The 24535-nt window shown below is 65.3% G+C and carries 22 protein-coding genes and 1 tRNA gene; 7 read left to right on the top strand and 16 right to left on the bottom strand.

The features are described from left to right. Positions 1–39 precede the first annotated feature (39 nt). Positions 40–2754 (bottom strand): pyruvate dehydrogenase (acetyl-transferring), homodimeric type, encoded by a 2715-nt coding sequence (aceE, locus tag ACCD11_RS16295; protein WP_007828218.1) that lies wholly within the window; start codon positions 2752–2754, stop codon positions 40–42. Between the two features lie 216 nt (positions 2755–2970). Between aceE and ACCD11_RS16290 the strand changes: the two genes are divergently transcribed. The 5 genes from ACCD11_RS16290 (at position 2971) to ACCD11_RS16270 (ending at position 9810) form a co-directional block, all read left to right on the top strand. Further along, positions 2971–5511: a PAS domain S-box protein gene (locus tag ACCD11_RS16290; protein WP_413314670.1), complete on the top strand. Its 2541-nt coding sequence runs from the start codon at positions 2971–2973 to the stop codon at positions 5509–5511. Beyond that, complete coding sequence (locus tag ACCD11_RS16285; RefSeq protein ID WP_007828214.1) at positions 5508–6143, top strand: response regulator transcription factor; 636 nt, start codon at positions 5508–5510, stop codon at positions 6141–6143. Before ACCD11_RS16290 ends, ACCD11_RS16285 begins: the two co-directional genes overlap by 4 nt. An 80-nt stretch (positions 6144–6223) precedes the next feature. After that, positions 6224–7075: a bifunctional methylenetetrahydrofolate dehydrogenase/methenyltetrahydrofolate cyclohydrolase FolD gene (gene folD / locus ACCD11_RS16280; protein WP_413314668.1), complete on the top strand. Its 852-nt coding sequence runs from the start codon at positions 6224–6226 to the stop codon at positions 7073–7075. A gap of 5 nt (positions 7076–7080) precedes the next feature. After that, a complete protein-coding gene (locus ACCD11_RS16275; protein ID WP_413314667.1) occupies positions 7081–9138 on the top strand; it encodes a M3 family metallopeptidase in 2058 nt (685 codons plus the stop codon). Between the two features lie 30 nt (positions 9139–9168). Next, complete coding sequence (locus ACCD11_RS16270; protein ID WP_007828208.1) at positions 9169–9810, top strand: glutaredoxin family protein; 642 nt, start codon at positions 9169–9171, stop codon at positions 9808–9810. A gap of 25 nt (positions 9811–9835) precedes the next feature. Here the strand turns inward: ACCD11_RS16270 and rpiA are convergent, their stop codons facing one another. Next, a complete protein-coding gene (gene rpiA, locus ACCD11_RS16265) occupies positions 9836–10540 on the bottom strand; it encodes a ribose-5-phosphate isomerase RpiA (protein WP_007828206.1) in 705 nt (234 codons plus the stop codon). Positions 10541–10580: 40 nt separating this feature from the next. Between rpiA and ACCD11_RS16260 the strand changes: the two genes are divergently transcribed. Further along, positions 10581–11660: a quinone-dependent dihydroorotate dehydrogenase gene (locus tag ACCD11_RS16260; RefSeq protein ID WP_413314666.1), complete on the top strand. Its 1080-nt coding sequence runs from the start codon at positions 10581–10583 to the stop codon at positions 11658–11660. Between the two features lie 19 nt (positions 11661–11679). On the opposite strand, the gene ACCD11_RS16255 is transcribed toward ACCD11_RS16260, so the two are convergent. The 14 genes from ACCD11_RS16255 to uvrB form a co-directional block, all read right to left on the bottom strand. After that, on the bottom strand, positions 11680–12402 hold the full coding sequence (locus ACCD11_RS16255) for a phage holin family protein (protein ID WP_413314665.1): 723 nt from the start codon (positions 12400–12402) through the stop codon (positions 11680–11682). Positions 12403–12456: 54 nt separating this feature from the next. After that, complete coding sequence (locus ACCD11_RS16250; protein ID WP_007828200.1) at positions 12457–12753, bottom strand: glycine zipper domain-containing protein; 297 nt, start codon at positions 12751–12753, stop codon at positions 12457–12459. 154 nt (positions 12754–12907) lie between these two features. Further along, positions 12908–14011, bottom strand: coding sequence for an NAD(P)/FAD-dependent oxidoreductase (locus tag ACCD11_RS16245; protein ID WP_007828197.1), 1104 nt, complete (start codon positions 14009–14011; stop codon positions 12908–12910). A gap of 31 nt (positions 14012–14042) precedes the next feature. Next, positions 14043–14165 carry a hypothetical protein gene (locus ACCD11_RS16240; RefSeq protein ID WP_007828195.1) on the bottom strand — a complete coding sequence of 41 codons (123 nt, stop codon included), beginning with the start codon at positions 14163–14165 and terminating at the stop codon, positions 14043–14045. A gap of 204 nt (positions 14166–14369) precedes the next feature. Continuing rightward, positions 14370–14444, bottom strand: a tRNA-Val gene (locus tag ACCD11_RS16235). A gap of 75 nt (positions 14445–14519) precedes the next feature. After that, the gene (gene dnaQ / locus ACCD11_RS16230) at positions 14520–15227 is read right to left on the bottom strand and encodes a DNA polymerase III subunit epsilon (RefSeq protein WP_413314664.1); all 708 of its coding nucleotides are present in this window, start codon (positions 15225–15227) and stop codon (positions 14520–14522) included. A 12-nt stretch (positions 15228–15239) separates the two neighbouring features. Then, on the bottom strand, positions 15240–15578 hold the full coding sequence (gene fdx / locus ACCD11_RS16225) for an ISC system 2Fe-2S type ferredoxin (RefSeq protein WP_106934216.1): 339 nt from the start codon (positions 15576–15578) through the stop codon (positions 15240–15242). A gap of 9 nt (positions 15579–15587) precedes the next feature. Then, complete coding sequence (gene hscA / locus ACCD11_RS16220; RefSeq protein WP_413314663.1) at positions 15588–17450, bottom strand: Fe-S protein assembly chaperone HscA; 1863 nt, start codon at positions 17448–17450, stop codon at positions 15588–15590. A 4-nt stretch (positions 17451–17454) separates the two neighbouring features. Continuing rightward, positions 17455–17973, bottom strand: coding sequence for a Fe-S protein assembly co-chaperone HscB (gene hscB / locus ACCD11_RS16215; RefSeq protein ID WP_413314662.1), 519 nt, complete (start codon positions 17971–17973; stop codon positions 17455–17457). A 153-nt stretch (positions 17974–18126) separates the two neighbouring features. Then, positions 18127–18450, bottom strand: coding sequence for an iron-sulfur cluster assembly protein IscA (gene iscA / locus ACCD11_RS16210; RefSeq protein ID WP_007828190.1), 324 nt, complete (start codon positions 18448–18450; stop codon positions 18127–18129). Position 18451: 1 nt separating this feature from the next. Continuing rightward, complete coding sequence (gene iscU, locus ACCD11_RS16205) at positions 18452–18871, bottom strand: Fe-S cluster assembly scaffold IscU (RefSeq protein WP_007828189.1); 420 nt, start codon at positions 18869–18871, stop codon at positions 18452–18454. Between the two features lie 50 nt (positions 18872–18921). Further along, positions 18922–20142: an IscS subfamily cysteine desulfurase gene (locus ACCD11_RS16200; protein ID WP_007828187.1), complete on the bottom strand. Its 1221-nt coding sequence runs from the start codon at positions 20140–20142 to the stop codon at positions 18922–18924. A gap of 82 nt (positions 20143–20224) precedes the next feature. Further along, positions 20225–20761 carry a Fe-S cluster assembly transcriptional regulator IscR gene (gene iscR, locus ACCD11_RS16195; RefSeq protein ID WP_007828186.1) on the bottom strand — a complete coding sequence of 179 codons (537 nt, stop codon included), beginning with the start codon at positions 20759–20761 and terminating at the stop codon, positions 20225–20227. A gap of 246 nt (positions 20762–21007) precedes the next feature. After that, complete coding sequence (gene uvrB / locus ACCD11_RS16190) at positions 21008–23125, bottom strand: excinuclease ABC subunit UvrB (protein ID WP_413314660.1); 2118 nt, start codon at positions 23123–23125, stop codon at positions 21008–21010. 105 nt (positions 23126–23230) lie between these two features. Between uvrB and ACCD11_RS16185 the strand changes: the two genes are divergently transcribed. Then, the gene (locus tag ACCD11_RS16185; protein WP_413314659.1) at positions 23231–24427 is read left to right on the top strand and encodes an amino acid aminotransferase; all 1197 of its coding nucleotides are present in this window, start codon (positions 23231–23233) and stop codon (positions 24425–24427) included. Positions 24428–24535: the final 108 nt, after the last annotated feature.

Raw genomic sequence — 24535 nt, 5'->3', positions numbered from 1 at the left:
CCGCCCTGAGGCGCCGTTTCGTTCGTTGATTGTTGAGGGTCAGGCGTAGAGCGGGTTGACCTTGTCGACATTGATGCCGTACTTCTTGATCGCTTCCACCACCTTGGCCACCGGCACGGTGCCATCTTCGCTCAGCGCCTTGAGCGCAGCCACCACGATGTAGTGGCGGTTGATCTCGAAGTGCTCGCGCAGCTTGTTTCGGAAGTCGCTGCGGCCGAAGCCGTCGGTGCCCAGCACCTTGTAGTTGCGGCCCTTCGGGATGAAGGGGCGGATCTGCTCGGCGTAGGCCTTCATGTAGTCGGTCGAGGCGACCACCGGGCCGGTGGTGGGCGCAAGCTGCTCGGCCACGAAGGGCACGCGCGGCGTCTGGTCCGGGTGCAGCAGGTTCCAGCGGTCGGCGTCCTGGCCGTCACGCGTGAGCTCATTGAAGCTCGGGCAGCTCCACACGGAAGCCGACACGCCCCAGTCCTTTTCGAGCAGCTCTTGCGCGGCAAAGCTTTCGCGCAGGATGGTGCCGCTGCCCAGCAGTTGCACGGTCGGTGCCTTGGCCTTGAGCGCAGGGCCCTGCTTCGACAGGTACATGCCCTTGATGATCTGCTCTTCGGTACCGGGCTGGAGGCCGGGCATCGCGTAGTTCTCGTTGAGCAGCGTCAGGTAGTAGTAGACGTTGTCCTGCTTCTCGACCATGCGCTTGAGGCCATGGTGCAGGATCACGCCGACTTCGTGCGCGAAGGTCGGGTCGTAGCTCACGCAGTTCGGGATGGTGTTGGCCAGGATGTGGCTGTGGCCGTCTTCGTGCTGCAGGCCTTCGCCGTTCAGCGTGGTGCGTCCCGAGGTGCCGCCCAGCAGGAAGCCGCGGGCCTGCATGTCGCCGGCCGCCCAGGCGAGGTCGCCGATGCGCTGGAAGCCGAACATCGAGTAGTACACATAGAACGGCACCATGATGCGGTTGTTCGTGCTGTACGACGTGGCCGCCGCGATCCAGCTCGACATGCCGCCGGCTTCGTTGATGCCTTCCTGCAGGATCTGGCCGGCCTTGTCTTCCTTGTAGTACATGACCTGGTCTTTATCGACCGGGGTGTACTGTTGACCGTGCGGGTTGTAGATGCCGATCTGGCGGAACAAGCCTTCCATGCCGAAGGTGCGTGCCTCGTCCACCAGGATGGGCACGACGCGCGGGCCCAGCGCCTTGTCGCGCAGCAGCTGCGTGAGGAAGCGCACGTAGGCCTGCGTGGTCGAGATCTCGCGGCCTTCGGCCGTGGGCTCGATTACCGACTTGAAGGTGTCGAGCGAGGGCACCGTGAAGCTTTCGTCGGCCTTGGCGCGGCGATGCGGCAGGTAGCCGCCGAGCGCCTTGCGGCGCTCGTGCAGGTAGCGCATTTCCGGCGTGTCGTCGGCCGGCTTGTAGAACGGCAGCTCGGCGATCTGGCTGTCAGGAATCGGAATGTTGAAGCGGTCGCGGAAGGCCTTGATGTCCTCGTCGCCGAGCTTCTTGGTCTGGTGGACCGTGTTCTTGCCTTCGCCGATCTTGCCCATGCCGAAGCCCTTGACGGTCTTGACGAGCAGCACCGTGGGCTGGCCCTTGTGGTTCTGGGCGGCGTGGAAGGCGGCGTACACCTTCTGCGAGTCGTGGCCGCCGCGCTGCAGGCTCCAGACCTCGTCGTCGGTCATGTGCTCGACCATCTTCAGCGTGCGCGGGTCGCGGCCGAAGAAGTTCTTGCGCACGTAGGCGCCATCGTTGGCCTTCATGGCCTGGTAGTCGCCGTCGTTGCACTCCATCATGATCTTGCGCAGCGCGCCGTCATGGTCCTTTTCGAGCAGGGCGTCCCAACCCTTGCCCCAGATCAGCTTGACGACGTTCCAGTTGGCACCGCGGAATTCGCCTTCCAGTTCCTGGATGATCTTGCCGTTGCCGCGCACCGGACCGTCCAGGCGCTGCAGGTTGCAGTTGATGACGAAGATCAGGTTGTCGAGGTTCTCGCGCGCCGCCAGGCCGATGGCGCCCAGCGATTCCACCTCGTCCATTTCACCGTCGCCACAGAACACCCAGACCTTGCGGTTCTCGGTGTTGGCGATGCCGCGTGCATGCAGGTACTTGAGGAAGCGCGCCTGGTAGATCGCCATCAGCGGCCCCAGGCCCATCGAGACGGTCGGGAACTGCCAGAACTCCGGCATCAGCTTGGGGTGCGGGTAGCTCGACAGGCCCTTGCCGTCCACTTCCTGGCGGAAGTTGAGCAGCTGCTCTTCGGAGAGGCGGCCTTCGAGGTAGGCGCGGGCATAGATGCCGGGCGAAACGTGGCCCTGGATGTAGAGCAGGTCGCCGCCGTGGTTCTCGCTCTCGGCGTGCCAGAAGTGGTTGAAGCCGGCGCCGAACATGCTGGCCAGCGAGGCGAAGGAGCCGATGTGGCCGCCGAGGTCGCCGCCTTCGGGCGGGTGGATGCGGTTGGCCTTGACCACCATCGCCATGGCATTCCAGCGCATGTAGGCACGCAGACGTTGTTCGATCTCGAGGTTGCCGGGGCTGCGGGCCTCCTGCGAGGGCTCGATGGTGTTGACGTAGCCCGTGTTGGCCGAGAACGGCATGTCGACCGTGTTCTGGCGGGCATGTTCGAGCAGTTGCTCGAGAAGGAAGTGGGCCCGCTCCGGACCCTCGCTCTGGATGACGGAGGACAGTGCATCCATCCATTCACGGGTCTCCTGGGCGTCCGCATCGTTTGCGGCCGAGCCGAACAGGTTCTCGGGATTTGCCGACATGCTTGTCTCTCCTTTTAGGGCTGTGGCTGTAATTTAAGTGCGCTGTGCAGCGAACGCGGCGGAGTTTCGCATAGAAACATCGAGATTTCAAATAGTGCGTAGCAATTTCTTAATGTGATATTTTCAGTTCGCGTTTGCCCTGCGCAAAACCGCGCGCAAGCCCGGGCCGACGTTGCTTTGCCGTCGTTTCCGAAGGGCTTCACCTAAACTCGGACCATGCCTTTTTCCTCTCCGCTGGCAGTTGCCCGCAGTGCCGTGAATGCCTCGCCCCTGTCCTGGTGGCGCAGGTGGTGGCGCCGGCAGACGCCGGTGCTGCAGGACGCAGTCGCCATGCTCGCGCCGATGGCGGCCGTGCTGTTGTTTCTTGCCGCCATCGTGTCCGCCTTCTGGTACCTGCGCACCGAGGAAGTCGAGCGCGAGCAGGAGTCGGTACGCCGCGACGTCGAATACGCACAGCAGCGCATGCGCCTGCGGCTTTTGGAACGGCAGGAGCAGTTGATGCGCATCGCGCGCGACGCTTCCAACCGCGAGATCGACCCAGTCGAATTCACCAGCCGAGCCGAGTCGCTGGTGAGCCAGTTCCCCGAGCTGCAGACCATCACCTGGATCGACGACCGCCGCCGCTTCAAGGCCGGCTATGCGGCGCCCAGCGTGCACCCGGCCCAGCAGCACCTGATCGGCGACGTGCTGCGTCCCGGCGACATCGAGAGCAACTATGCGCTGGCCCGCGAGCTGCGCCAGCCGGTGTATTCGCAGCCCGTGGCCGGGGGCGACCCCCCTGCGATGCTGCAGCTGCACATCCCCCTTTTCGATCAAGGCCTGTTCGCAGGCGTCGTGCTTGGCGAGTTCTCGGTCGACGGGCTGCTGCGCTACGGCATGCCGTCCGAAGTACAGGCGCGCTATGCGGTGTCGCTGCTCGACGCCAAGGGCCACGCGATCGCGGGCAACACCACCACCCTGAAGGAAGGCGGCACGCGCCTGCTGCCCTGGACCGAGCGGACCAACGAATACGAAGTGCCGGTGTCCCCGGTGGGCAATGCTCTGGTGCTGCGGGCGCAGGCCTACCGCACCTCGCAGGGCGTGGTCGGCAACGGGCTGTTCTGGCTGGTCTGCGCGCTCAGCGTGCTCACGAGCTGGATGCTCATCGGCACCTGGCGGCACACGCGGCGGCGGCTGCAGGCACAGCAGCGGCTGGTCGCAGAAACCAATTTCCGCCGCGCCATGGAGAACTCCATGCTGACCGGCATGCGCGTGCTCGACCTGCAGGGCCGCATCACCTACGTGAACGCCGCCTTCTGCGCGATGACCGGATGGAGCGAGGCCGAGCTCGTCGGCCAGTCGCCGCCCTTCCCCTACTGGCTCGAATCCGACCGCGAAGTGATGAACGAGCGCCTGGAAGAAGAGCTGCATGGCCGCGCCCTGCCCGGCGGCTTCCAGGTGCGCGTGAAGCGCAAGAACGGCAGCGTGTTCAACGCCCGGCTCTACGTGTCGCCGCTGATCGACGCGCGCGGCCACCAGACCGGCTGGATGACGTCGATGACCGACATCACCGAGCCCACGCGCATCCGCGAGCAGTTGTCGGCTTCGTACGAACGCTTCACCACCGTGCTGGAAGCGCTCGATGCGGCCGTGTCCGTCGCGCCCATCGGCAGCGAGGAACTGCTGTTCGCCAACAAGCTGTACCGACTCTGGTTCGGCTCCGACACCGTGGGCCATCTGGGCATGGTCGCGCAGGCAGGTGTGCCAGCCTCGAATGCGCACGACGAGGGCCTCGACGACGTCGATCCGTACGCGGGCCTGCCGATCGACACGCTCACCGCGGCGCAGGCGGCCAACAACGAAATCTTCGTGCCGCACCTCGGCAAATGGCTCGAAGTGCGTTCGCGCTACCTGACATGGGTCGACGGCCGCCTCGCGCAGCTGGTGATCGCCACCGACATCACGCCGCGCCGCGACGCCGAGGAGCAGGCCGCCGCTCAGGCCGACAAGGCCCAGGCTGCGAGCCGACTCATCACGATGGGCGAGATGGCCTCCAGCGTGGCCCACGAGCTCAACCAGCCGCTGACCGCCATCACCAACTACTGCAACGGGATGATGTCGCGCATCAAGGGCCAATCGATCGACAACGACGCGCTGCTCGCCGCGCTCGAGAAAACGTCGAAGCAGGCCCAGCGCGCCGGCCAGATCATCCAGCGCATCCGCTCTTTCGTGAAGCGCAGCGAACCCAACCGCACGCCGGCCGACGTGGCCACCATGGTGAGCGAGGCGGTCGAGCTGGCAGGCATCGAGTTGCGCCGGCGCAACGTGCGCCTGAACCACTACGTGGCCGCGCGGCTGCCGGTGGTGCGCGTCGACCCGATCCTCATCGAACAGGTGATGGTCAACCTGCTGAAGAACGCGGCCGAATCCATCGACATCGCCGAGCGCCCGCTGGCGCGCCGCAGCGTCGAGCTGCGCGTGCTGCCCAAGGTCATCGAAGGCCACAACGCCATCGAGTTCTCGGTGCAGGACACGGGCAAGGGGCTCGCTCCGGAAGTGATGGACCGGCTCTACGAAGCCTTCTTCTCCACCAAGCCCGAGGGCATGGGCATCGGGCTCAATCTGTGCCGCACCATCGTCGAGTCGCACCGCGGCCGGATGCAGGCGGAGAACATCTACAATGGCCCGGATGTGATCGGATGCCGTTTTTCCTTCTGGATTCCGGTGTTGGACGCTATCAGTTCCGTAGCTAGCGACGAGGCAAAGGTACCTGCATGAGTTTGATTCCGAAGAAGGGCACGGTCTATGTCGTCGACGACGACGAAGCCGTACGCGATTCGCTGCAATGGCTGCTCGAGGGCAAGGACTACAGAGTCCGCTGTTTCGATTCCGCCGAATCCTTTCTCTCCCGATACGACCCGCGCGAAGTCGCCTGTTTGATCGTCGACATCCGCATGGCCGGCATGACCGGCCTCGAACTGCAGGATCGCCTGATCGAACGCCGCTCCCCGCTGCCGATCGTGGTCATCACCGGCCACGGCGACGTGCCGATGGCGGTCGACAGCATGAAGAAGGGCGCGATGGATTTCATCCAGAAGCCCTTCAACGACGAAGAGCTCGTCACGCTGGTCGAGCGCATGCTCGAACATGCGCGCGGCGCCTTCACGCAGCACCAGCAGTCGGCCAGCCGCGATGCGCTGCTGTCCAAGCTCACGGGCCGCGAGGCGCAGGTGCTCGAACGCATCGTCGCCGGCCGCCTGAACAAGCAGATCGCCGACGACCTCGGCATCAGCATCAAGACGGTCGAGGCGCATCGCGCCAACATCATGGAAAAGCTCAACGCCAACACTGTGGCCGATCTGCTCAAGATAGCGCTCGGGCAAGCGGCCCCCACGGCCAAGGCCTCCTGAGCCGCAGCTATCCCGCCGATAGCCACGCACCTTCCCCACGCCTGCGCAAGCGGGCGTTTTTACTTGGAAAATCAAAACCGATGACCGCCCAACTGATCGACGGCAACGCCCTCGCCAAAACCATTCGTGCCGAGGTGTCCGGCCGCACCGCCGCGCTGAAGGCGCGCGGCGTGAACCCGGCACTGTCCATCATCTTGGTGGGCAGCGATCCGGCCAGCCAGGTCTACACGAAGCACAAGGTCAACGACAGCACCGAGACCGGCCTGCAGGCCACGCTCGAGACCTACCCCGCCGACCTGAGCGAAGCTGACTTGCTGGCCCGCATCCGCGCCCTCAACGACGACCCGAAGGTGCACGGCATTCTGGTTCAGCTGCCACTGCCCAAGCACATGGACAGCCAGAAAGTCATCGAGACGATCTCGCCCGCCAAGGACGTCGACGGCTTCCACGTCGCCAGCGCCGGCGCGCTGATGACCGGCGCACCCGGCTTCTGGCCCTGCACGCCGCACGGCTGCATGAAGATGCTCGAATCCATCGGCTACGACCTGCGCGGCAAGCACGCGGTGGTCATCGGCCGCAGCAACATCGTCGGCAAGCCGATGGCCATGATGCTGCTGGCCAAGAGCGCCACCGTGACCATCTGCCACAGCGCCACGCAAAACCTCGGCGCCATCACGCGGCAGGCCGACGTGATCGTGGCTGCCGTGGGCAAGCTCGATCTCCTGACGGCCGACATGGTGAAGCCCGGAGCGGTGGTCATCGACGTCGGCATGAACCGCAAGGCCGACGGCAAGCTGGCCGGCGACGTCGATTTCGACAGCGTGAAGGAAGTGGCTGGCTGGATCACCCCCGTGCCGGGCGGCGTCGGCCCGATGACCCGCGCCATGCTCCTCGTCAATACCCTTGAAGCTGCGGAACGCGCCGCCAAGTGATTTCCATGGCCACCACGAACAACCCACTCCTCGACTTCACCGATCTCCCGCTGTTCGATCGCATCAGGCCCGAGCATGTGTCGCTCGCGGTCGACACCCTGCTGGCCGATGCCGAGACCGCGCTGCAGACGGTAACGGCGTCCGAATTCCCGGCCGACTGGAACGCGATCTCCAGGGTGCTCGACGTGGCCTCCGAACGCTTCAGCCGCGCCTGGGGTGCCGTCGGCCACCTCAATGCCGTGGCCGACACGCCGGAGCTGCGCGCTGCCTACAACGAGGCCATGCCGCGCGTCACCGCGTTCTGGACCCGCCTGGGTTCCGACGAGCGCCTGTACGCCAAATACAAGGCCATCGATCCGGCCACGCTCAACCCCGAGCAGCGCCAGGCGCACAAGAACGCCGTGCGCAACTTCGTGCTCGGCGGCGCCGAACTGCAGGGCGACGCCAAGAAGCGCTTCGCCGACATCCAGGAGCGCCAGGCCGAGCTGAGCCAGAAGTTCAGCGAGAACGCACTCGACGCGACCGATGCCTTTGCCTACTACGCCTCGCTGGGCGATCTCGAGGGCGTGCCCGAGGACGTCGTGAGCGCCGCTCGCGCAGCCGCCGAAGCCGAGGGCAAGGAAGGCTACAAGCTCACGCTCAAGATGCCGTGCTACCTGCCGGTGATGCAGTTCGCCAGGAGCAGCGCGCTGCGCGAGAAGCTCTACCGCGCCTACGTCACGCGCGCCAGCGAATTCGGCGATGCCGCCTTCGACAACACGGCGCTCATCACGGAGATCCTCGCGCTGCGCGAGGAAGAAGCGAAGCTGCTGGGCTACAGGAACTACGGCGAGCTGTCCGTCGTGCCGAAGATGGCCGAATCGCCCGAGCAAGTCGTCAAGTTCCTGCGCGATCTCGCCACCAAGGCCAAGCCCTATGGCGAGCGCGACCTGGCCGACCTGCGAGTCTTCGCCTCGGAGCAGCTGGGCATCACCGACCCGCAACCCTGGGACTGGAACTACATCGGCGAGAAGCTCAAGGAAGCGCGCTATGCCTTCAGCGAGCAGGAGGTAAAGCAGTACTTCCCCGCGCCGAAGGTCATGGCCGGGCTGTTCAAGATCGTCGAGACGCTGTTCGAGGTGTCGATCCGCCGCGACTCGGCGCCCACGTGGCACCCGAGCGTGGAGTTCTATCGCATCGAGCGCGCCGGCCAGAAGGTCGGCCAGTTCTACCTGGACCCCTCCGCGCGCGCCGCCAAGCGCGGCGGCGCCTGGATGGACGATGTGCGCGCCCGCTGGCTACGCCCCGACAACGGCGTGCTGCAAACGCCGGTTGCGCAGCTGGTGTGCAACTTCGCCAGCGGCGTCGACGGCAAGCCGCCGCTGCTCACGCACGACGACGTGACCACCCTCTTCCACGAGTTCGGCCACGGCCTGCACCACATGCTCACGCAGGTGAACGAGCGCGACGTCTCGGGCATCAGCGGTGTCGAGTGGGACGCGGTCGAGCTGCCGAGCCAGTTCATGGAGAACTTCTGCTGGGAGTGGGACGTGCTCAAGCACATGACCGCCCACGTCGACACCGGCGAGCCGCTGCCGCGCGCGCTGTTCGACAAGATGACGGCCGCCAAGAACTTCCAGAGCGGCCTGCAGACGCTGCGCCAGATCGAGTTCTCGCTGTTCGACATGCTGCTGCATACCGAGTACCACGCAGCGGCGGCCAAGCCCGGCGATGTGATGGCGCTGCTCGGCAAGGTGCGCGCCGAGGTGGCCGTGATGCCCTCGCCGCCGTTCAGCCGCACGCCGAATACCTTCAGCCACATCTTCTCGGGCGGCTACGCGGCCGGCTATTACAGCTACAAGTGGGCCGAGGTGCTGAGTGCCGACGCCTACGCGGCCTTCGAGGAAACCGTGGGCGCCGACGGCGAGCCGAACATCGAGACCGGCCGCAAGTACCGCCAGGCCATCCTGGAGGCCGGCGGCAGCCGCAGCGCCATGGATTCGTTCAAGGCCTTCCGCGGCCGCGAGCCCCAGCTTGATGCGCTGCTGCGACATCAGGGTATGGCGGAGCCCCAGCCCGTTTGATGCGGCGCTGAAGCTTGCGATACTCGGGCGATGCATCCGATTCACAAACTCTCACTGCATCGCCTGAGCGGCCTCGCCCTTGCGCTCGTTGCCGCGGGCGCGATGGCACAGCCCATCTACCGCCAGGTCGACAAAAACGGCAAGGTCACCTTTTCAGATCGCGCTCCGACCGCCAGCACCGAAGCGGCTTCGGGGCCGCAGGGCGGCGTCACCACGCCCGCCAATGCGGGCCTGCCGTATGAATTGCGGCAGGTGGCGCAGCGCTACCCCGTCACCCTGTACAGCAGCGACGAATGCGGCCCCTGCAGCACGGCACGCTCGCTGCTTGTCACGCGTGGCATCCCGTTCGAAGAGCGAACCGTCAAGAGCAACGAGGAAGTCCAGGCGCTACAGCGCCTGAGCAGCCAGAGTTCGCTGCCGCTGCTGACCATCGGATCGCAGCAGCTCAAGGGCTTTTCGGATGCCGAGTGGTCGCAGTACCTCGACGCGGCCGGCTATCCCAAGAGCAACAGCCTGCCCGCGGGCTATCGCAACGGCCTGGCGCGGCCACTGATCGCGCAACAGGCAGCACCCGCAACCCGGGCCCCTGCGGCACCGGCTGCGCAGCCCGCGTCGCCGCCTCCCGCCTCGAGCGAACCGACCCCAAGCAACCCGGCCGGCATCAAGTTCTGACCCAGGCCGCGTTCGCGGCCGCGGATCATCGGGCGAACTGCATCGTCTTCACGCCCGTCGGGGTACCCAGCAGGCACACGTCGGCTTTCTGGTGCGCAAAGACACCCACCGTCACCACGCCAGGCCATTGGCTCACCTCGGACTCGAAGGCCAGCGGATCGGTGATCCGCAGGCCAGTCACGTCCACGATGTGCTGACCGTTGTCGGTAACCAGCGGCAGGCCGTCCTTCTCGCGCACCTGGGCGATGCCACCCATGCTCGCGAACTGGCGCATCACCCGGCGCGCGGCCATCGGAATCACCTCCACGGGCAGCGGAAACGCGCCCAGCGCGTCGACCAGTTTGGACGCATCGGCGATGCAGATGAACTTGCGCGACTGCGCCGCCACGATCTTTTCGCGCGTGAGCGCGGCGCCACCGCCCTTCACCATGAAGCCGCGGTGGTCGATTTCGTCGGCGCCGTCGATGTAGACAGCCAGTTCTTCCACCTCGTTGCTGTCGAACACCGGGATACCCAGTGCGCGCAGGCGCTCGGTCGAAGCTACCGAGCTGGAGACAGCGCCCTTGATCTCGTCCTTGATGGTGGCCAGCGCGTCGATGAACTTGTTCACCGTGGAGCCGGTTCCGACGCCGACGATCTCGCCCTTGACCACGTAGGCCAGCGCGGCAAGGCCGACCTGGGCCTTGAGTTCATCCTGAGAAAGAGGGGTTGGGGTGGCGGGTGCGGTCATCGCGGAGAATCCTTGGCTCATAGAAGTTCAGAATTATCCGATGCCCCTGCTGATGCCCTCTTCGCTCTACGGCCTGGCCCGCCCTTTCCTGTTTGGCTTCGACCCCGAGCACGCCCATGAACTCACGCTGGACGGCTTGGCACGCACCCAGAACACGCCGCTGGCCTGCGCCTATTCGGCACCGCGCGTGAACGACCCGATCCAGCTCGCCGGCTTGCACTTTCCAAACCGCGTGGGCCTGGCGGCCGGGCTTGACAAGAACGCCCGCTGCATTGACGCCTTCGCCGCGATGGGCTTCGGATTCGTCGAAGTCGGTACGGTGACGCCGAAGGCGCAGCCGGGCAACCCCAAGCCTCGCATGTTCCGGCTGCCGCAGCGCGATGCGCTGATCAACCGGCTCGGCTTCAACAACGAAGGGCTCGACGCCTTCCTGGCCAATGTGCAGAAGGCGCGTTTCCGCAAGACCGGCACGGGCACCACGTCGCCGATGCTGCTGGGCCTGAACATCGGCAAGAACGCCGCCACGCCGATCGAGCGCGCGGTGGACGACTACCTGCTCTGCCTCGACGGCGTATACCCGCACGCCGACTACGTGACGATCAATATCTCGAGCCCCAACACCGCCAACCTGCGCACGCTGCAGAGCGATGAGGCGCTCGATGCGCTGCTCGGCGCGGTGGCCGAACGGCGCGAGGCGCTGGCCGCGCGCCACAACAAGCGCTCCCCGCTGTTCGTGAAGATCGCCCCCGATCTCGACGAGGCCCAGGTGGCGGTGATCGCCGCCACGCTGAAGCGCCATGGCATGGACGGCGTGATCGCCACCAACACCACGCTCGCGCGCGATGCGGTCAAGGGCCTGCCGCATGCGGATGAAGCGGGCGGACTGTCGGGTGCGCCGGTGCGCGAGGCCAGCAACCGCGTTGTCGCCCAGTTGCGTGCGGCGCTCGGTTCGGGTTTTCCGATCATCGGGGTCGGCGGCATCCTGAGCGCAGCCGATGCCAAGGCCAAGATCGCCGCGGGTGCGGACGTGGTGCAGATCTACACCGGCCTGATCTACCGCGGCCCTGCGCTGGTGCGCGAAGCCGCCCAGGCGCTGCTGCGGGATCGCAGCCAGGCCTGAGCTTCTTTCTTCGTCTCTTTCAGCGCATGCGCCAGAGTATTGGCGCGATGACCGCGGCCCAACGCAGCAGGCGCTTCGGCCGGATCACCACCACGGCGGCCGCAGCAACGACGCCGGTAGCCACCGGATGCGCACGCGCAATGCGCAGTGCCGCGGCGGCCGCCGATTCGTTGGGCGGAGGCGCTTCACCCTCGCCTGAACCGCCGACCGGCTGAGCCTGCTCGCGTCCACCCTGCAACGTCGCGATGCGCTCGCGCTGACGCTCCATGCGCGCCAGCAGTTCCTCGCGCGTGGCAGGCCGCGGGGGGCGCGGCGCCTCTTCGTCCTGCTCAGGGTCCTTGCCGAGGCCGAAACGGTCCTGGACCCAGGCCCAGTCGCGTTCGAACTCGCGGCGTGCCGGCACGAAGCTGTTGGATGCGTTGCGCAGCGTCAGCAGCAAGCCGATGGCGGCCGCCAGCCAAAGCACGATCCACACCCCCGCCACCGACCATGCGGCCACGATGCGGTGAGGCGTTTCCCAGAAATGAACCACCACCGCCACGGACAGCAGAGCCACCGTGACCGTGGTCAGCCCCAACACGGCCAGACTGAAGACAAGCAACAGCTTGAGGCGCTGCTTCTCGTCCTCCCAGGCCATGCGCAGTAGCTGCACCCGGTCTTCGGCCGCCAGCGCGCCTTCGGCGGCAGCGATGCGCAGCCGGCGAATCCGGGCGTTCAGCCCGAACAGGGACGACAGCCTCATGGGCTGGCTCCGGCCATGTCCGGGCGAACGATGCTGCGGCGGCGAATGCTCAGGTCAGCGGCGGCCAAGCAGCAGGCCCACCAACACGCCGACAGCCAGTGCAGCACCGGCGATCTGCCATGGTTCGTCATGGGCGTAGGCGTTGGCGGAGTTGGCCGCTTCGCGGGCCTTCTTGGCGGCGAGCTTGCTCTTCTCGGCCGCTAGTTCGCGTGCGATGGCCAGCTTGGTGTCGATGCGCTGGCGCAGCGCCTTGATGTGGGGAACCGAATCCAGGTCCTTGCTTGCCAGCACGCCGCGCACGTCGCTTGCGATGTCTTCGGCCGCTGCTTCAAGATTTTGTGATGCACTCATTGGAATCTTTCCTCCATTGATGACACCGGCACCGCGCCGGCGGCTTTCACGCCAGCGATGGCGTCCTGTCATGTTACAGGCACAAAAGGCCCTCGGGCGCGACAGATGATCAGACTTTGGTGCGAGATGCGACTTCATTGCGCACGAGCGCGCTTCATTCACCCGCCAGCAGGCGCGCGACGTGCCGGCCGATGGCCAGGCTGCTCGTGAGGCCCGGCGACTCGATACCGAAGAGATTGACCAGCCCTTGTATGCCATGCGAATCGGGTCCGTCGATCATGAAGTCCGCCGCCGGCTCGCCCGGGCCCGAGATCTTCGGCCGCATCCCCGCATAGCCCGGAATCAGGGCACCGTCGGGCAGCGCGGGCCAGTACTTGCGCACCTCGGCATAGAAACCGTCGCCGCGCGTCGGGTCCACCACCAGGTCGCCAGGCGAGGACACCCACTGCACGTCGGGCCCGAACTTGGCTTGGCCGCCGAGGTCGATCGTGAGGTGTACGCCCAATCCGCCGGGCTCGGGCACGGGATAGACGAGGCGCCCGAACGGCGCACGCCCCGACAGAGTGAAGTAATTGCCCTTGGCAAAGTGCTCCACGGGCACCGCCGAAGGCGGCAGGCCCTCGAAGCACCGCGCCAACGCAGGGGCACCGAGACCTGCCGCATTGACCACGCTACGGCAACGCAACGCCGTGCCGTCCTCCGCGATCAGGACAACAGCCCCAGCGCCACATTCGGCGCGCGTGATGGACGATTTCAGCGCCAGCATGCCGCCTGCGTTCTCCAGATCGCCGAGCAGGCTCAGCATGAGGGCATGGCTGTCGACAATACCGGTGCTTGGCGAATGCAGCGCCGCGACGCAATGCAGCTGCGGCTCCAGCGCGCCGGCCTGCTGCGCGGTCAGCATCGCCAGGTCGCCGACACCGTTCGCCGCAGCCTTGACCCGAATGGCATCGAGCTGGTCCGCCTGCCCCGGCGATGTCGCCACGATGAGCTTGCCGCAGCGTCGATGCGGCACACCGCGCTCCGCCGCATAGGCGTACAGCAACTCCTTCCCTTCAACGCAAAGCTTCGCCTTCAGCGAGCCCTGCGGGTAGTAGATGCCTGCATGAATGACTTCGCTGTTGCGCGAACTCGTGCCCGTCCCTATCGCACCTTCGGATTCGAGCACCAGCACCTCCCGCCCGGCGAGCGCCAAGGCGCGCGCCACTGCCAGCCCCACCACACCGGCGCCGATGACGGCGCAATCAATTTCTTCCATCACGCGAGCTTAGCGCGGCCCGCGCGTGGAATCACTTTACGGAGGGCGGCGGCTCGGGATCGGTGGGTTCGTCGGGTGGTGTGCTCGGCCCTTCGTCGGGCTCGACGGGCAGATCCGGTGTGACAGGTGTCGGAAGGTCGGGATGGGTGGCCATGGTGGCGCTCCTTTCCCATTGGTTCTAGAACTCCGACATGGAAAGTTCAAACGGCCCTTGGCTGCACTTGCCGTCGGTGCGGACCGACAGCTCATGTGCCGCACGCCGGGCATCCCGCAGAACCCGACCTGTTCGGCGCGCAGTGGATCCAGAAGAAAACGCACAACAAAAAAGCGACCTGGAAATCCAGGTCGCTTTTTGATTTGGTGGGCGGTGGAGGTTTCGAACCTCCGACCCCAGCAGTGTGAATGCTGTGCTCTACCCCTGAGCTAACCGCCCGAAACGCTGCCGTTTGCCTTCAGCGTCTTGAAAACGTATCGCGTTGTGCGAAGCCTCAGATTATGCCATAGCTTTTCAGCCGTTTTCCCGAAACAGCGTGCGACCGCCACTCGATTTGTCGAGTTGCACCAACACCGCCTCGTGCGCGGTCAGTTCGTGCTCGGCCGCCATGATCACCGGCAGCTCGAACTGGCTCAGGTCGATGGCCACCACGGTTGTACCTTGCGCGGGCTCGTTCGAGGCCACGTCGATCAGCAGCGCATCCTGACCGCGCGTGAGGTTGATGTACACGTCCGCCAGCAGCTGCGCGTCGAGCTTGGCGCCGTGGAAGGTGCGGTTGGAGCGGTCGACGCCGAAACGGTCGCACAGCGCATCCAGCGAATTGCGCTTGCCGGGGTAGACCTGCTTGGCCATGGCCAGCGTGTCGGTCACTTCGCTGACGAAGGTGCGCAGCGGCGGCAATCCGGCGCGCTCGAACTCCTTGTTGAGAAAGCCGACGTCGAAGGCCGCGTTGTGGATGATCAGCTCGGCATCGCGCAGGTATTCAACGATGTCGTTGGCCAGCGTCGCGAACTTCGGCTTGTCGCGCAGGAAGTCGGTCGTCAGGCCGTGAACCTTCAACGCGTCTTCATGGCTCTCGCGCTCGGGGTTGAAGTAGATGTGCAGGTCGTTGCCGGTGAGCTTGCGGGCGAAGAGCTCCACGCAGCCGAGCTCGATGATGCGGTCGCCGTTCTCGGCGGAAAGGCCGGTGGTTTCGGTGTCGAGGACGATCTGGCGCGACATGCGGTGGCTCTTTCAGTGATTCTCTTTGGCGTGGTTGATCGAGTATTTGGGAATCTCGATCGTCACATTTTCCTGCGCCAGGATCGACTGGCAACTCAGGCGCGACTGCGGCTCCAGGCCCCAGGCACGGTCGAGCAGGTCTTCCTCGCCCTCTTCTGCCTCATTGAGCGAACTGAAGCCCTCCCGCACGATCACGTGGCAGGTGGTGCACGCGCAGCTCATCTCGCACGCGTGCTCGATGTTGATGTCGTTGTCGAGCAGAGCCTCGCAGATCGAGGTGCCGGCCGGCGCGGTGATCTCGGCGCCTTGCGGGCAGTATTCGGGATGCGGATAGATCTTGATCGTGGGCATGTTGTTGTTCTAGAGAGATTCGACCTTGCGCCCGGCAAGCGCGCGCGCAATGCCCGCGTTCATGCGCTGGGCGGCGAAGGCCTCGGTGTCATCGGCCAGCCTCTTGGTGGCCGCGTCGATGGCGGCGGCCTCGTTACTGCCCTTGGCGGCCTCGCGCAACTGCGCCATCGATGCGTCGATGACCGCGCGCTCCTCAACGCTGAGCAGGTCGCCGTCGGCATCGAGCGCGCTCTGCGTGGCTAGCAGCATGCGGTCGGCATCGACGCGTGCTTCCACGAGTGCGCGGGCTTGCATGTCCTGCTGCGCGGTGGAAAAGCTTTCCTGCAGCATGGTCGCGATCTGGTCGTCCGACAGGCCGTACGACGGCTTGACCGCCACGCTGGCTTCAACGCCGCTGCCCTGCTCCTTCGCGCTCACGCTGAGCAGGCCGTCGGCATCGACCGTGAAGGTCACACGGATGCGCGCCGCGCCGGCCACCATCGGCGGAATGCCGCGCAGCGTGAAGCGCGCGAGGCTGCGGCAGTCGGACACGAGGTCGCGCTCGCCCTGCACCACGTGCAGCGCCAACGCGGTCTGGCCATCCTGATACGTCGTGAAGTCCTGCGCCATCGCGGTCGGAATGGTCTGGTTGCGCGGCACGATGCGCTCGACCAGCCCTCCCATGGTCTCGATGCCGAGCGACAGCGGGATCACGTCGAGCAACAGCAGCTCGCCCGCACCGTTGTTGCCGGCCAGCTGGTTGGCCTGGATGGCAGCACCGAGAGCCACGACCTCGTCGGGATTCAGGTTGACCAGCGGTTCGCGGCCGAAGAAATCGGCAACGGCGCGCCGGACCTGCGGCATGCGGGTGGACCCGCCGACCAGCACGATGCCTTTCAGGTCGTCGGGCTTGAGCTTCGCGTCGCGCAGCGCCTTGCGCACGGCGGCGATGGTGCGGTCGGTGAGCGACTGGGTGGCGGTGTAGAACTGCTCGCGCGTCAGCTCGAGGCTGGCGGCTGCGCCTGCCACTTCCGCGCGGAATGCGGTGGATTCCGAATCGGTCAGCGCCTCTTTCGCGGCCCGCGCGGCAACCAGCAACGCCGCCTTGTCGGCATCGCTGTCGGCGTGCAGGCCCGTCTGGGCAAGCACCAAGCCGGCCAGAGCATGGTCATAGTCGTCACCGCCGAGGGCGGAGTCGCCACCCGTGGCAATCACCTCGAAAACGCCCTGCGTGAGCCGCAGGATCGAAATATCGAATGTGCCGCCGCCCAGGTCGTAAACCGCGTAGACGCCTTCGCTCGCGTTGTCCAGTCCATATGCGATCGCCGCGGCGGTAGGCTCGCTGATCAGTCGCAGCACGTTGAGGCCGGCCAGCTGCGCGGCGTCCTTGGTCGCCTGGCGCTGGCCTTCGTCGAAATACGCCGGCACGGTGATGACAGCGCCGTAGAGCTCGTCGTCGAAGGTGTCTTCGGCGCGAAAGCGCAGCGTGGCCAGGATTTCGGCGCTGATTTCGACGGGCGACTTCTCGCCGGCCGAGGTGTGCACCTTCACCATGCCGCCATCGTCGCCGCCGATGCGGTACGACATGGCGTCACGGTTCGCGATGTCGGCGAGGCCGCGGCCCATGAGCCGCTTGACCGAGGTGATGGTGTTGGCGGGGTCCTGCGCGCGCGCGGCCGCTGCATCGAAGCCGATCTGGCGGCGATCGCCTTCGAGGTAGCGCACCGCTGAAGGCAGCAGCACGCGGCCTTTGTCGTCGGGCAGGCATTCGGCCACGCCGTTGCGCACCGCGGCCACCAGCGAATGGGTGGTGCCAAGGTCGATGCCCACGGCGATGCGGCGCTGATGCGGGTCGGGCGCCTGGCCGGGTTCGGAAATCTGAAGAAGAGCCATGCCCTTATTGTCCCAATTGATCGAATTTGGCTTCGAGGTCCTGTCCGAAGCGCTCAATGAACATGAGGGCTCTCACCTGCTGCGCGGCGGCGGGGTAGTCGCCTTTTTCGTCGATCAGCCAGTCGAGGGACGAGAGTGCGCGTGCGCGAGCAGCTTCGACCTCGGCCAGCAACTTGTCGAGCGCGGCGGTGCTGTCGATGTCGTCCAGCGCCTCGCGCCACTCCATCTGCTGCATCAGGAATTCCGCCGGCATCGCCGTGTTGTTCTCGGTGTTCAGCGGCGCATCGTGCAATTCGCAGATGTAGCTGGCACGGCGGATCGGGTCCTTGAGCCGCTGGTAGGCCTCGTTGATGCGCACCGACCATTGCATGGCCACGCGCTGCGCCGCGGCGCCCTGCGCGGCAAAGCGGTCCGGGTGAACCTCGCGCTGCAGTTCTTTCCAGCGCGCGTCGAGCGCGGCGCGGTCCTGCGCGAAAGTCGCCGGGACGGCAAACAGTTGAAAGTCGGTGTCGTTCAGGTTCATCAGACTGCCTGCCGGGCCGCCCCAAAGGCGGTCTGCGCCCCCTCGGGGGGCAGTGAGGACACAAAGTGCCGAACGTGGGGGCTCATATGGATCAAGAAAAAACCGCCAGCACATGACATGGTGGCGGCTGTGGTCGCGCTCAGCGACGACGCATCAAATGCGAAAGCTTTCCCCGCAACCGCAGCGATCACGCTCGTTCGGGTTGATGAACTTGAAGCCTTCGTTCAGGCCTTCGCGCACGAAGTCGAGCTGCGTACCGTCGATGTAGGCCAGGCTCTTCGGGTCGACCAGCACCTTCACGCCGTGGTCTTCGAACACCACGTCTTCAGGCGTGAACTCGTCAACGTACTCGAGCTTGTAGGCCAGGCCCGAGCAGCCCGTGGTCTTCACGCCCAGCCGCACGCCCACACCCTTGCCTCGCTTGCCGAGATAGCGGGTGACGTGTCGCGCAGCGGCTTCGGTCAGCGTAACGGCCATGTCAGTGGACGGCTTCGGCAGCAGACTCGGCGGTCTTGACGCCGTGCTTGGCCTTGTAGTCGCTCACGGCGGCCTTGATCGCGTCTTCGGCCAGGATGGAGCAGTGGATCTTCACGGGCGGCAGCGCCAGCTCTTCGGCGATCTGCGCGTTCTTCAGCGCAGCCGCTTCGTCGAGCGTCTTGCCCTTGACCCATTCGGTCACGAGCGACGACGAGGCAATGGCCGAGCCACAGCCGTAGGTCTTGAAGCGCGCGTCTTCGATCACACCGGTTTCGGGGTTGACCTTGATCTGTAGCTTCATCACGTCGCCGCAGGCCGGTGCTCCGACCATGCCGGTGCCGACCGAATCGTCGCCTTTTTCGAAGGAGCCGACGTTGCGGGGATTTTCGTAGTGGTCGATGACCTTGGAAGAATATGCCATGGTGTACCTCTCAAACTTTGTTCAATCGTGGAGCCTTGGGCTGCCCTGTATCAGTGGGCCGACCACTGGATCGTGCTGATGTCGACGCCGTCCTGGAACATCTCCCACAGGGGGCTCAGCTCGCGCAGCTTGGCAACGTTGTGCTTGATGGTCGAAATGGCGTAGTCGATTTCTTCTTCGGTCGTGAAACGGCCGATGGTCATGCGCAGGCTGCTGTGGGCCAGCTCGTCGCTGCGGCCCAGGGCGCGCAGCACGTAGCTGGGCTCGAGGCTGGCCGAGGTGCAGGCCGAACCCGACGACACCGCCAGGCCCTTGATGCCCATGATCAGCGACTCGCCTTCGACGTAGTTGAAGCTCATGTTCAGGTTGTGCGGCACGCGGTGCTCGAGGTCGCCGTTGATGAACACCTGTTCAACGTCCTTCAGGCCGTCGAGCAGGCGCTTTTGCAGGCTGCGTGCATGGGCGATGTCGTCCTTCATCTCGAGCTTGGCGATGCGATAGGCCTCGCCCATGCCGACGATCTGGTGCGTGGGCAAGGTGCCGGAGCGCATGCCGCGCTCGTGGCCGCCGCCGTGCATCTGCGCCTCGAGGCGGATGCGCGGCTTGCGGCGCACGTACAACGCGCCGATGCCCTTGGGGCCGTAGGTCTTGTGCGAAGCGAGGCTCATCAGGTCGATGGGCAGCTTCGTGATGTCGATCTCGACCTTGCCGGTGGCCTGGGCCGAATCGACGTGAAAGATCACGCCCTTTTCGCGGCAGGCATTGCCGAGCGCGACCACGTCCTGGATCACGCCGATCTCGTTGTTCACGAACAGCACGCTGGCCAGGATGGTGTCGGGACGAATGGCCGCCTTGAACTTCTCGAGGTCGACGAGGCCGTTTTCCTCGACGTCGAGGTAGGTGACCTCGAAGCCCTGGCGCTCCAGTTCACGCATGGTATCGAGCACGGCCTTGTGCTCGGTCTTCAGCGTGATCAGGTGCTTGCCCTTGCCCTTGTAGAAGTGGGCCGCACCCTTGAGCGCGAGATTGATCGACTCGGTCGCACCCGAGGTCCACACGATTTCGCGGGGATCTGCGTTGATCAGCTCAGCCACTTGGCCGCGCGCTTTCTCGACCGCTTCTTCAGCCTCCCAACCCCAGGCATGGCTGCGCGATGCCGGATTGCCGAAGTGTTCGCGCAACCAGGGAATCATGGCGTCGACCACACGCGGGTCGACCGGCGTGGTGGCGCCGTAATCGAGATAGATCGGGAAATGAGGAGTTACGTCCATGGCTGGCTCGTGCTGGCGGGGGGTTGTTTCTTGATCTGGGCTGCTCGTGCCGGCGCCCGGAGGCGCCGCCGGAAATCAGGTCTCAGGACTTGGCGAAGGCGTTGCCGAGGGCGAACACCGAATTCGGCGCATTCACGCGAATCGGCTTGACCACCGGCTGCGCCGAGATGGCACGCTTGACGACCGGCTTGTTCTCGATCTGCACGCCCTTGGCGATCTGGTCGTCGACCAGCTTCTGCAAGGTGACGGAATCAAGGAACTCGACCATGCGCTGGTTCAGCGAGGCCCAGAGTTCGTGCGTCATGCAGCGGCCGGCTTCGCCCAGGCAGTTTTCCTTGCCGCCGCACTGGGTGGCATCGATAGGCTCATCGACGGAAACAATGATGTCGGCCACGGTGATATCCGCAGCCTTGCGACCGAGGCTGTAGCCGCCGCCGGGGCCGCGGGTCGACTCGACCAGCTCGTGGCGGCGCAGCTTGCCGAACAGCTGCTCGAGGTACGACAGCGAAATCTGCTGCCGCTGGCTGATCGCAGCCAGCGTGACCGGACCGGTGTTCTGACGCAACGCCAGATCGATCATTGCTGTGACCGCAAAACGGCCTTTGGTAGTGAGACGCATCGCAAGCTCCTTCAAGTGCTTACCGTTGAAATGACACCGTGGCCTGGACCGCGGTGACTTCGTCTCCGCCCTGTCCGATCCCTGACGCTGGTGAACCAGCCGGTGGGAGTCGGTCCTTCATCGCGAAGTTCTTTTTTTGTTGTTGAGTATTTCGCTCAAGTATAGCAGAAGGCCCTGAACCGCGCTGGGGTAAACCCCCGCGCGGTTCGCTTGAAGAATGCGAACCTCCGAACTAGCGCGGTCCGCCTACTGCGGCAGGATCGCGATGTTGTCGCCGCCCGACGCCCCGAATGCCTGCTCCCGCAGCAGCGCCAGTTGGTCGCGCACCCGGGCCGCCTTCTCGAATTCGAGGTTGCGGGCGTGTTCCAGCATCTGCTTTTCAAGCCGCTTGATTTCCCGGGCGACGTCCTTCTCGCTCATGTCTTCGACCTTGGCGCGTTCCAGGTCGAGCTTGGCCATTTCCTTGCCGGTCTTCTCGCTGTAGACGCCGTCGATCAGGTCGCGCACCTGCTTGACGATGCTGCGCGGCGTAATGCCATTGGCTTCGTTGTGGGCGATCTGCCTGGCGCGGCGGCGCTCGGTTTCGTCGATGGCCTTCCTCATCGAATCGGTCATCCGGTCGGCGTACAGGATGGCCTTGCCATTCAGGTTCCGCGCCGCCCGTCCAATGGTCTGGATCAGCGACCGTTCGGCGCGCAGGAAGCCCTCCTTGTCGGCATCGAGGATCGCCACCAGCGAAACCTCGGGAATGTCGAGCCCCTCGCGCAGCAGGTTGATGCCCACCAGCACGTCGAAAGTGCCCAGGCGCAGATCGCGCAGGATTTCCACCCGCTCGACGGTGTCCACGTCGCTGTGCAGGTAGCGCACCTTCACGCCGTTGTCGCCCAGGTAATCGGTCAGCTGCTCGGCCATGCGCTTGGTCAGCGTGGTGATGAGCACGCGCTCGTTCTTCTCGACGCGGATGCGGATCTCGCCCAGCACGTCGTCCACCTGGTGCGTGGCGGGCCGCACCTCGACTTCGGGGTCGATCAGCCCGGTGGGCCTGACCAGCTGTTCGACCACGTTGCCGGCATGGTCCTTCTCGTACTGCGCCGGCGTGGCCGAGACGAAGATGCACTGGCGCATGCGGGTCTCGAACTCCTCGAGCTTGAGCGGGCGGTTGTCCAGCGCGCTCGGCAGGCGAAAACCATATTCGACCAGCGTGGTCTTGCGCGCCCGGTCGCCGTTGTACATGCCGCCGAGCTGGCCGATCATCTGGTGGCTCTCGTCGAGGAACATCAGCGCGTCCTTCGGCAGATAGTCGGTCAGCGTGGCCGGCGGCTCACCCGGCGCAGCGCCCGAGAGGTGGCGGGTGTAGTTCTCGATGCCCTTGCAGTGGCCGATTTCGGCGAGCATTTCGAGGTCGAAGCGGGTGCGCTGCTCCAGCCGCTGCGCCTCGACCAGCTTGCCCGCGCCTACCAGTTCCTTGAGCCGTTCGCCCAGCTCGATCTTGATGGTTTCCACCGCCGCCATGACCTTGTCGCGCGGCGTCACGTAGTGGCTCGACGGATACACGGTGAAGCGCGGCACCTTCTGCCGGATGCGCCCCGTCAGCGGGTCGAAGAGCTGCAGCGACTCGATCTCGTCGTCGAACAGTTCGAAGCGGATCGCCAGTTCGCTGTGCTCGGCCGGAAACACGTCGATGGTGTCGCCCCGCACGCGGAAGGTGCCCCGGGCGAAGTCCTGCTCGTTGCGCAGGTACTGCATGCGGATCAGCCGCGAGATCAGGTCGCGCTGGCCGACCTTGTCGCCGACGCGGGCAATCAGCCGCATCTCCATGTAGTCCTCGGGCGTGCCGATGCCGTAGATGGCGCTTACCGTGGCCACGATCACCGTGTCGCGCCGCTCCAGCACGCTCTTGGTGGCCGACAGCCGCATCTGCTCGATGTGCTCGTTGATGGACGAGTCTTTCTCGATGAACAGGTCGCGCTGCGGCACGTAGGCCTCGGGCTGGTAGTAGTCGTAGTAGCTGACGAAGTACTCGACGGCGTTCTTCGGGAAGAACTCGCGGAATTCGCTGTAGAGCTGCGCCGCCAGCGTCTTGTTGGGCGCGAACACGATGGCCGGGCGGCCCAGCCGGGCGATCACGTTGGCCATGGTGTAGGTCTTGCCGGAGCCGGTCACGCCCAGCAGGGTCTGGAACACCTCGCCGTCGATCACGCCCTCAACCAGCCCCTCGATGGCCGTCGGCTGGTCGCCGGCCGGCGGATAGGGCTGGAAAAGCTCGAAGGGCGAGCCCGGATAGCGGACGAATTCCCCCTGTTTCGCCGGGCCGATCGGGTCCAGTTTCTTCAGGTCTGCTATGGCTTCGTTGTTCTCTGGCATGGCTGTTCCCGACAGGTGGCGCTCGCGCCGGTAAAATTCAAGGCAACCGGAAAGGATAAAGCCTCCTCCGGTTACAGCGCAGCTTTCATCCCAAAGGACCTTTCCATGTCTATGTTCACCGCGGTCGAAATGGCACCGCGCGACCCGATCCTCGGCCTCAACGAGCAATTTGCAGCCGATACCAACCCCAGCAAGGTCAATCTCGGCGTCGGCGTCTATTACGACGACAACGGCAAGCTGCCGCTGCTCCAGTGCGTGCAGGCGGCCGAGCAGAACATGATGAAAGCGCCCACGGCGCGCGGTTATCTCCCGATCGACGGCATTGCCGCGTACGACAACGCCGTGAAGGCGCTGGTCTTCGGCGCCGACAGCGAACCCGTCACCTCGGGCCGCGTCGCCACCATCCAGGCCATCGGCGGCACCGGCGGCCTCAAGGTCGGCGCCGACTTCCTGAAGAAGCTCAACCCGAACGCCAAGGTGCTGATCAGCGACCCGAGCTGGGAAAACCACCGCGCGCTGTTCACCAACGCGGGCTTCGAAGTCGAAAGCTACCCCTACTACGACGCAGCCACGCGCGGCATCAACTTCGACGGCATGCTGGCCGCCCTGAACGCGACGCCGGCCGGCACCATCGTCGTGCTGCATGCCTGCTGCCACAACCCGACCGGCTACGACATCACCTCGGCCCAGTGGGACCAGGTGGTCGCCGCCGTCAAGGCCAAGGGCCTCGTGCCCTTCCTCGACATGGCCTACCAGGGCTTCGGCTACGGCCTGAAGGAAGACGGCGCGGCCGTCGCCAAGTTCGTCGATGCCGGCCTGACCTTCTTCGTGTCGACATCGTTCTCGAAGAGCTTCAGCCTGTACGGCGAACGCGTGGGCGCCCTGTCGGTGCTGTGCGAAAGCAAGGAAGAAGCGGGCCGCGTGCTGTCGCAGCTCAAGATCGCCATCCGCACCAACTACAGCAACCCGCCCACGCACGGCGGCGCCGTGGTGGCGGCAGTGCTCAACAACGCCGAGCTGCGCGCCCTCTGGGAAAAGGAGCTCGGCGAGATGCGCGTGCGCATCAAGGCCATGCGCCAGAAGCTGGTCGACGGCCTCAAGGCTGCCGGCGTGAAACAGGACATGAGCTTCATCACCACGCAGATCGGCATGTTCAGCTACTCGGGCCTGACCAAGGACCAGATGGTGCGCCTGCGCAATGAGTTCGGCGTGTACGGCACCGACACCGGCCGCATGTGCGTGGCCGCGCTCAACAGCAAGAACATCGACTACGTCTGCGCGTCGATTGCCAAGGTCATCTGACGGTCAGCCAGTGTGAGGGAATTCGTTTCACGACAATTCCTTCACATTTGGTGAAATTGGTCCCGGCGGGGGGATCTACGTAGGGGTAAGGCCCCCTGCACCTTGCCG

It is taken from the genome of Variovorax sp. Varisp36 (genome assembly GCF_047304235.1).
In the GTDB taxonomy this organism is placed as follows: domain Bacteria; phylum Pseudomonadota; class Gammaproteobacteria; order Burkholderiales; family Burkholderiaceae_C; genus Variovorax.
The sequence above is the reverse complement of the archived record's forward strand: the minus strand, read 5'-3'. Positions and strand labels throughout refer to the sequence as shown.

Coding starts and splice junctions, on each gene's coding strand:
- aceE (WP_007828218.1), bottom strand. CDS start 2,754: ATGTCGGCAAATCCCGAGAACCTGTTCGGCTCGGCCGCAAACGATGCG.
- ACCD11_RS16290 (WP_413314670.1), top strand. CDS start 2,971: ATGCCTTTTTCCTCTCCGCTGGCAGTTGCCCGCAGTGCCGTGAATGCC.
- ACCD11_RS16285 (WP_007828214.1), top strand. CDS start 5,508: ATGAGTTTGATTCCGAAGAAGGGCACGGTCTATGTCGTCGACGACGAC.
- folD (WP_413314668.1), top strand. CDS start 6,224: ATGACCGCCCAACTGATCGACGGCAACGCCCTCGCCAAAACCATTCGT.
- ACCD11_RS16275 (WP_413314667.1), top strand. CDS start 7,081: ATGGCCACCACGAACAACCCACTCCTCGACTTCACCGATCTCCCGCTG.
- ACCD11_RS16270 (WP_007828208.1), top strand. CDS start 9,169: ATGCATCCGATTCACAAACTCTCACTGCATCGCCTGAGCGGCCTCGCC.
- rpiA (WP_007828206.1), bottom strand. CDS start 10,540: ATGACCGCACCCGCCACCCCAACCCCTCTTTCTCAGGATGAACTCAAG.
- ACCD11_RS16260 (WP_413314666.1), top strand. CDS start 10,581: ATGCCCCTGCTGATGCCCTCTTCGCTCTACGGCCTGGCCCGCCCTTTC.
- ACCD11_RS16255 (WP_413314665.1), bottom strand. CDS start 12,402: ATGAGGCTGTCGTCCCTGTTCGGGCTGAACGCCCGGATTCGCCGGCTG.
- ACCD11_RS16250 (WP_007828200.1), bottom strand. CDS start 12,753: ATGAGTGCATCACAAAATCTTGAAGCAGCGGCCGAAGACATCGCAAGC.
- ACCD11_RS16245 (WP_007828197.1), bottom strand. CDS start 14,011: ATGGAAGAAATTGATTGCGCCGTCATCGGCGCCGGTGTGGTGGGGCTG.
- ACCD11_RS16240 (WP_007828195.1), bottom strand. CDS start 14,165: ATGGCCACCCATCCCGACCTTCCGACACCTGTCACACCGGATCTGCCC.
- dnaQ (WP_413314664.1), bottom strand. CDS start 15,227: ATGTCGCGCCAGATCGTCCTCGACACCGAAACCACCGGCCTTTCCGCC.
- fdx (WP_106934216.1), bottom strand. CDS start 15,578: ATGCCCACGATCAAGATCTATCCGCATCCCGAATACTGCCCGCAAGGC.
- hscA (WP_413314663.1), bottom strand. CDS start 17,450: ATGGCTCTTCTTCAGATTTCCGAACCCGGCCAGGCGCCCGACCCGCAT.
- hscB (WP_413314662.1), bottom strand. CDS start 17,973: ATGAACCTGAACGACACCGACTTTCAACTGTTTGCCGTCCCGGCGACT.
- iscA (WP_007828190.1), bottom strand. CDS start 18,450: ATGGCCGTTACGCTGACCGAAGCCGCTGCGCGACACGTCACCCGCTAT.
- iscU (WP_007828189.1), bottom strand. CDS start 18,871: ATGGCATATTCTTCCAAGGTCATCGACCACTACGAAAATCCCCGCAAC.
- ACCD11_RS16200 (WP_007828187.1), bottom strand. CDS start 20,142: ATGGACGTAACTCCTCATTTCCCGATCTATCTCGATTACGGCGCCACC.
- iscR (WP_007828186.1), bottom strand. CDS start 20,761: ATGCGTCTCACTACCAAAGGCCGTTTTGCGGTCACAGCAATGATCGAT.
- uvrB (WP_413314660.1), bottom strand. CDS start 23,125: ATGCCAGAGAACAACGAAGCCATAGCAGACCTGAAGAAACTGGACCCG.
- ACCD11_RS16185 (WP_413314659.1), top strand. CDS start 23,231: ATGTCTATGTTCACCGCGGTCGAAATGGCACCGCGCGACCCGATCCTC.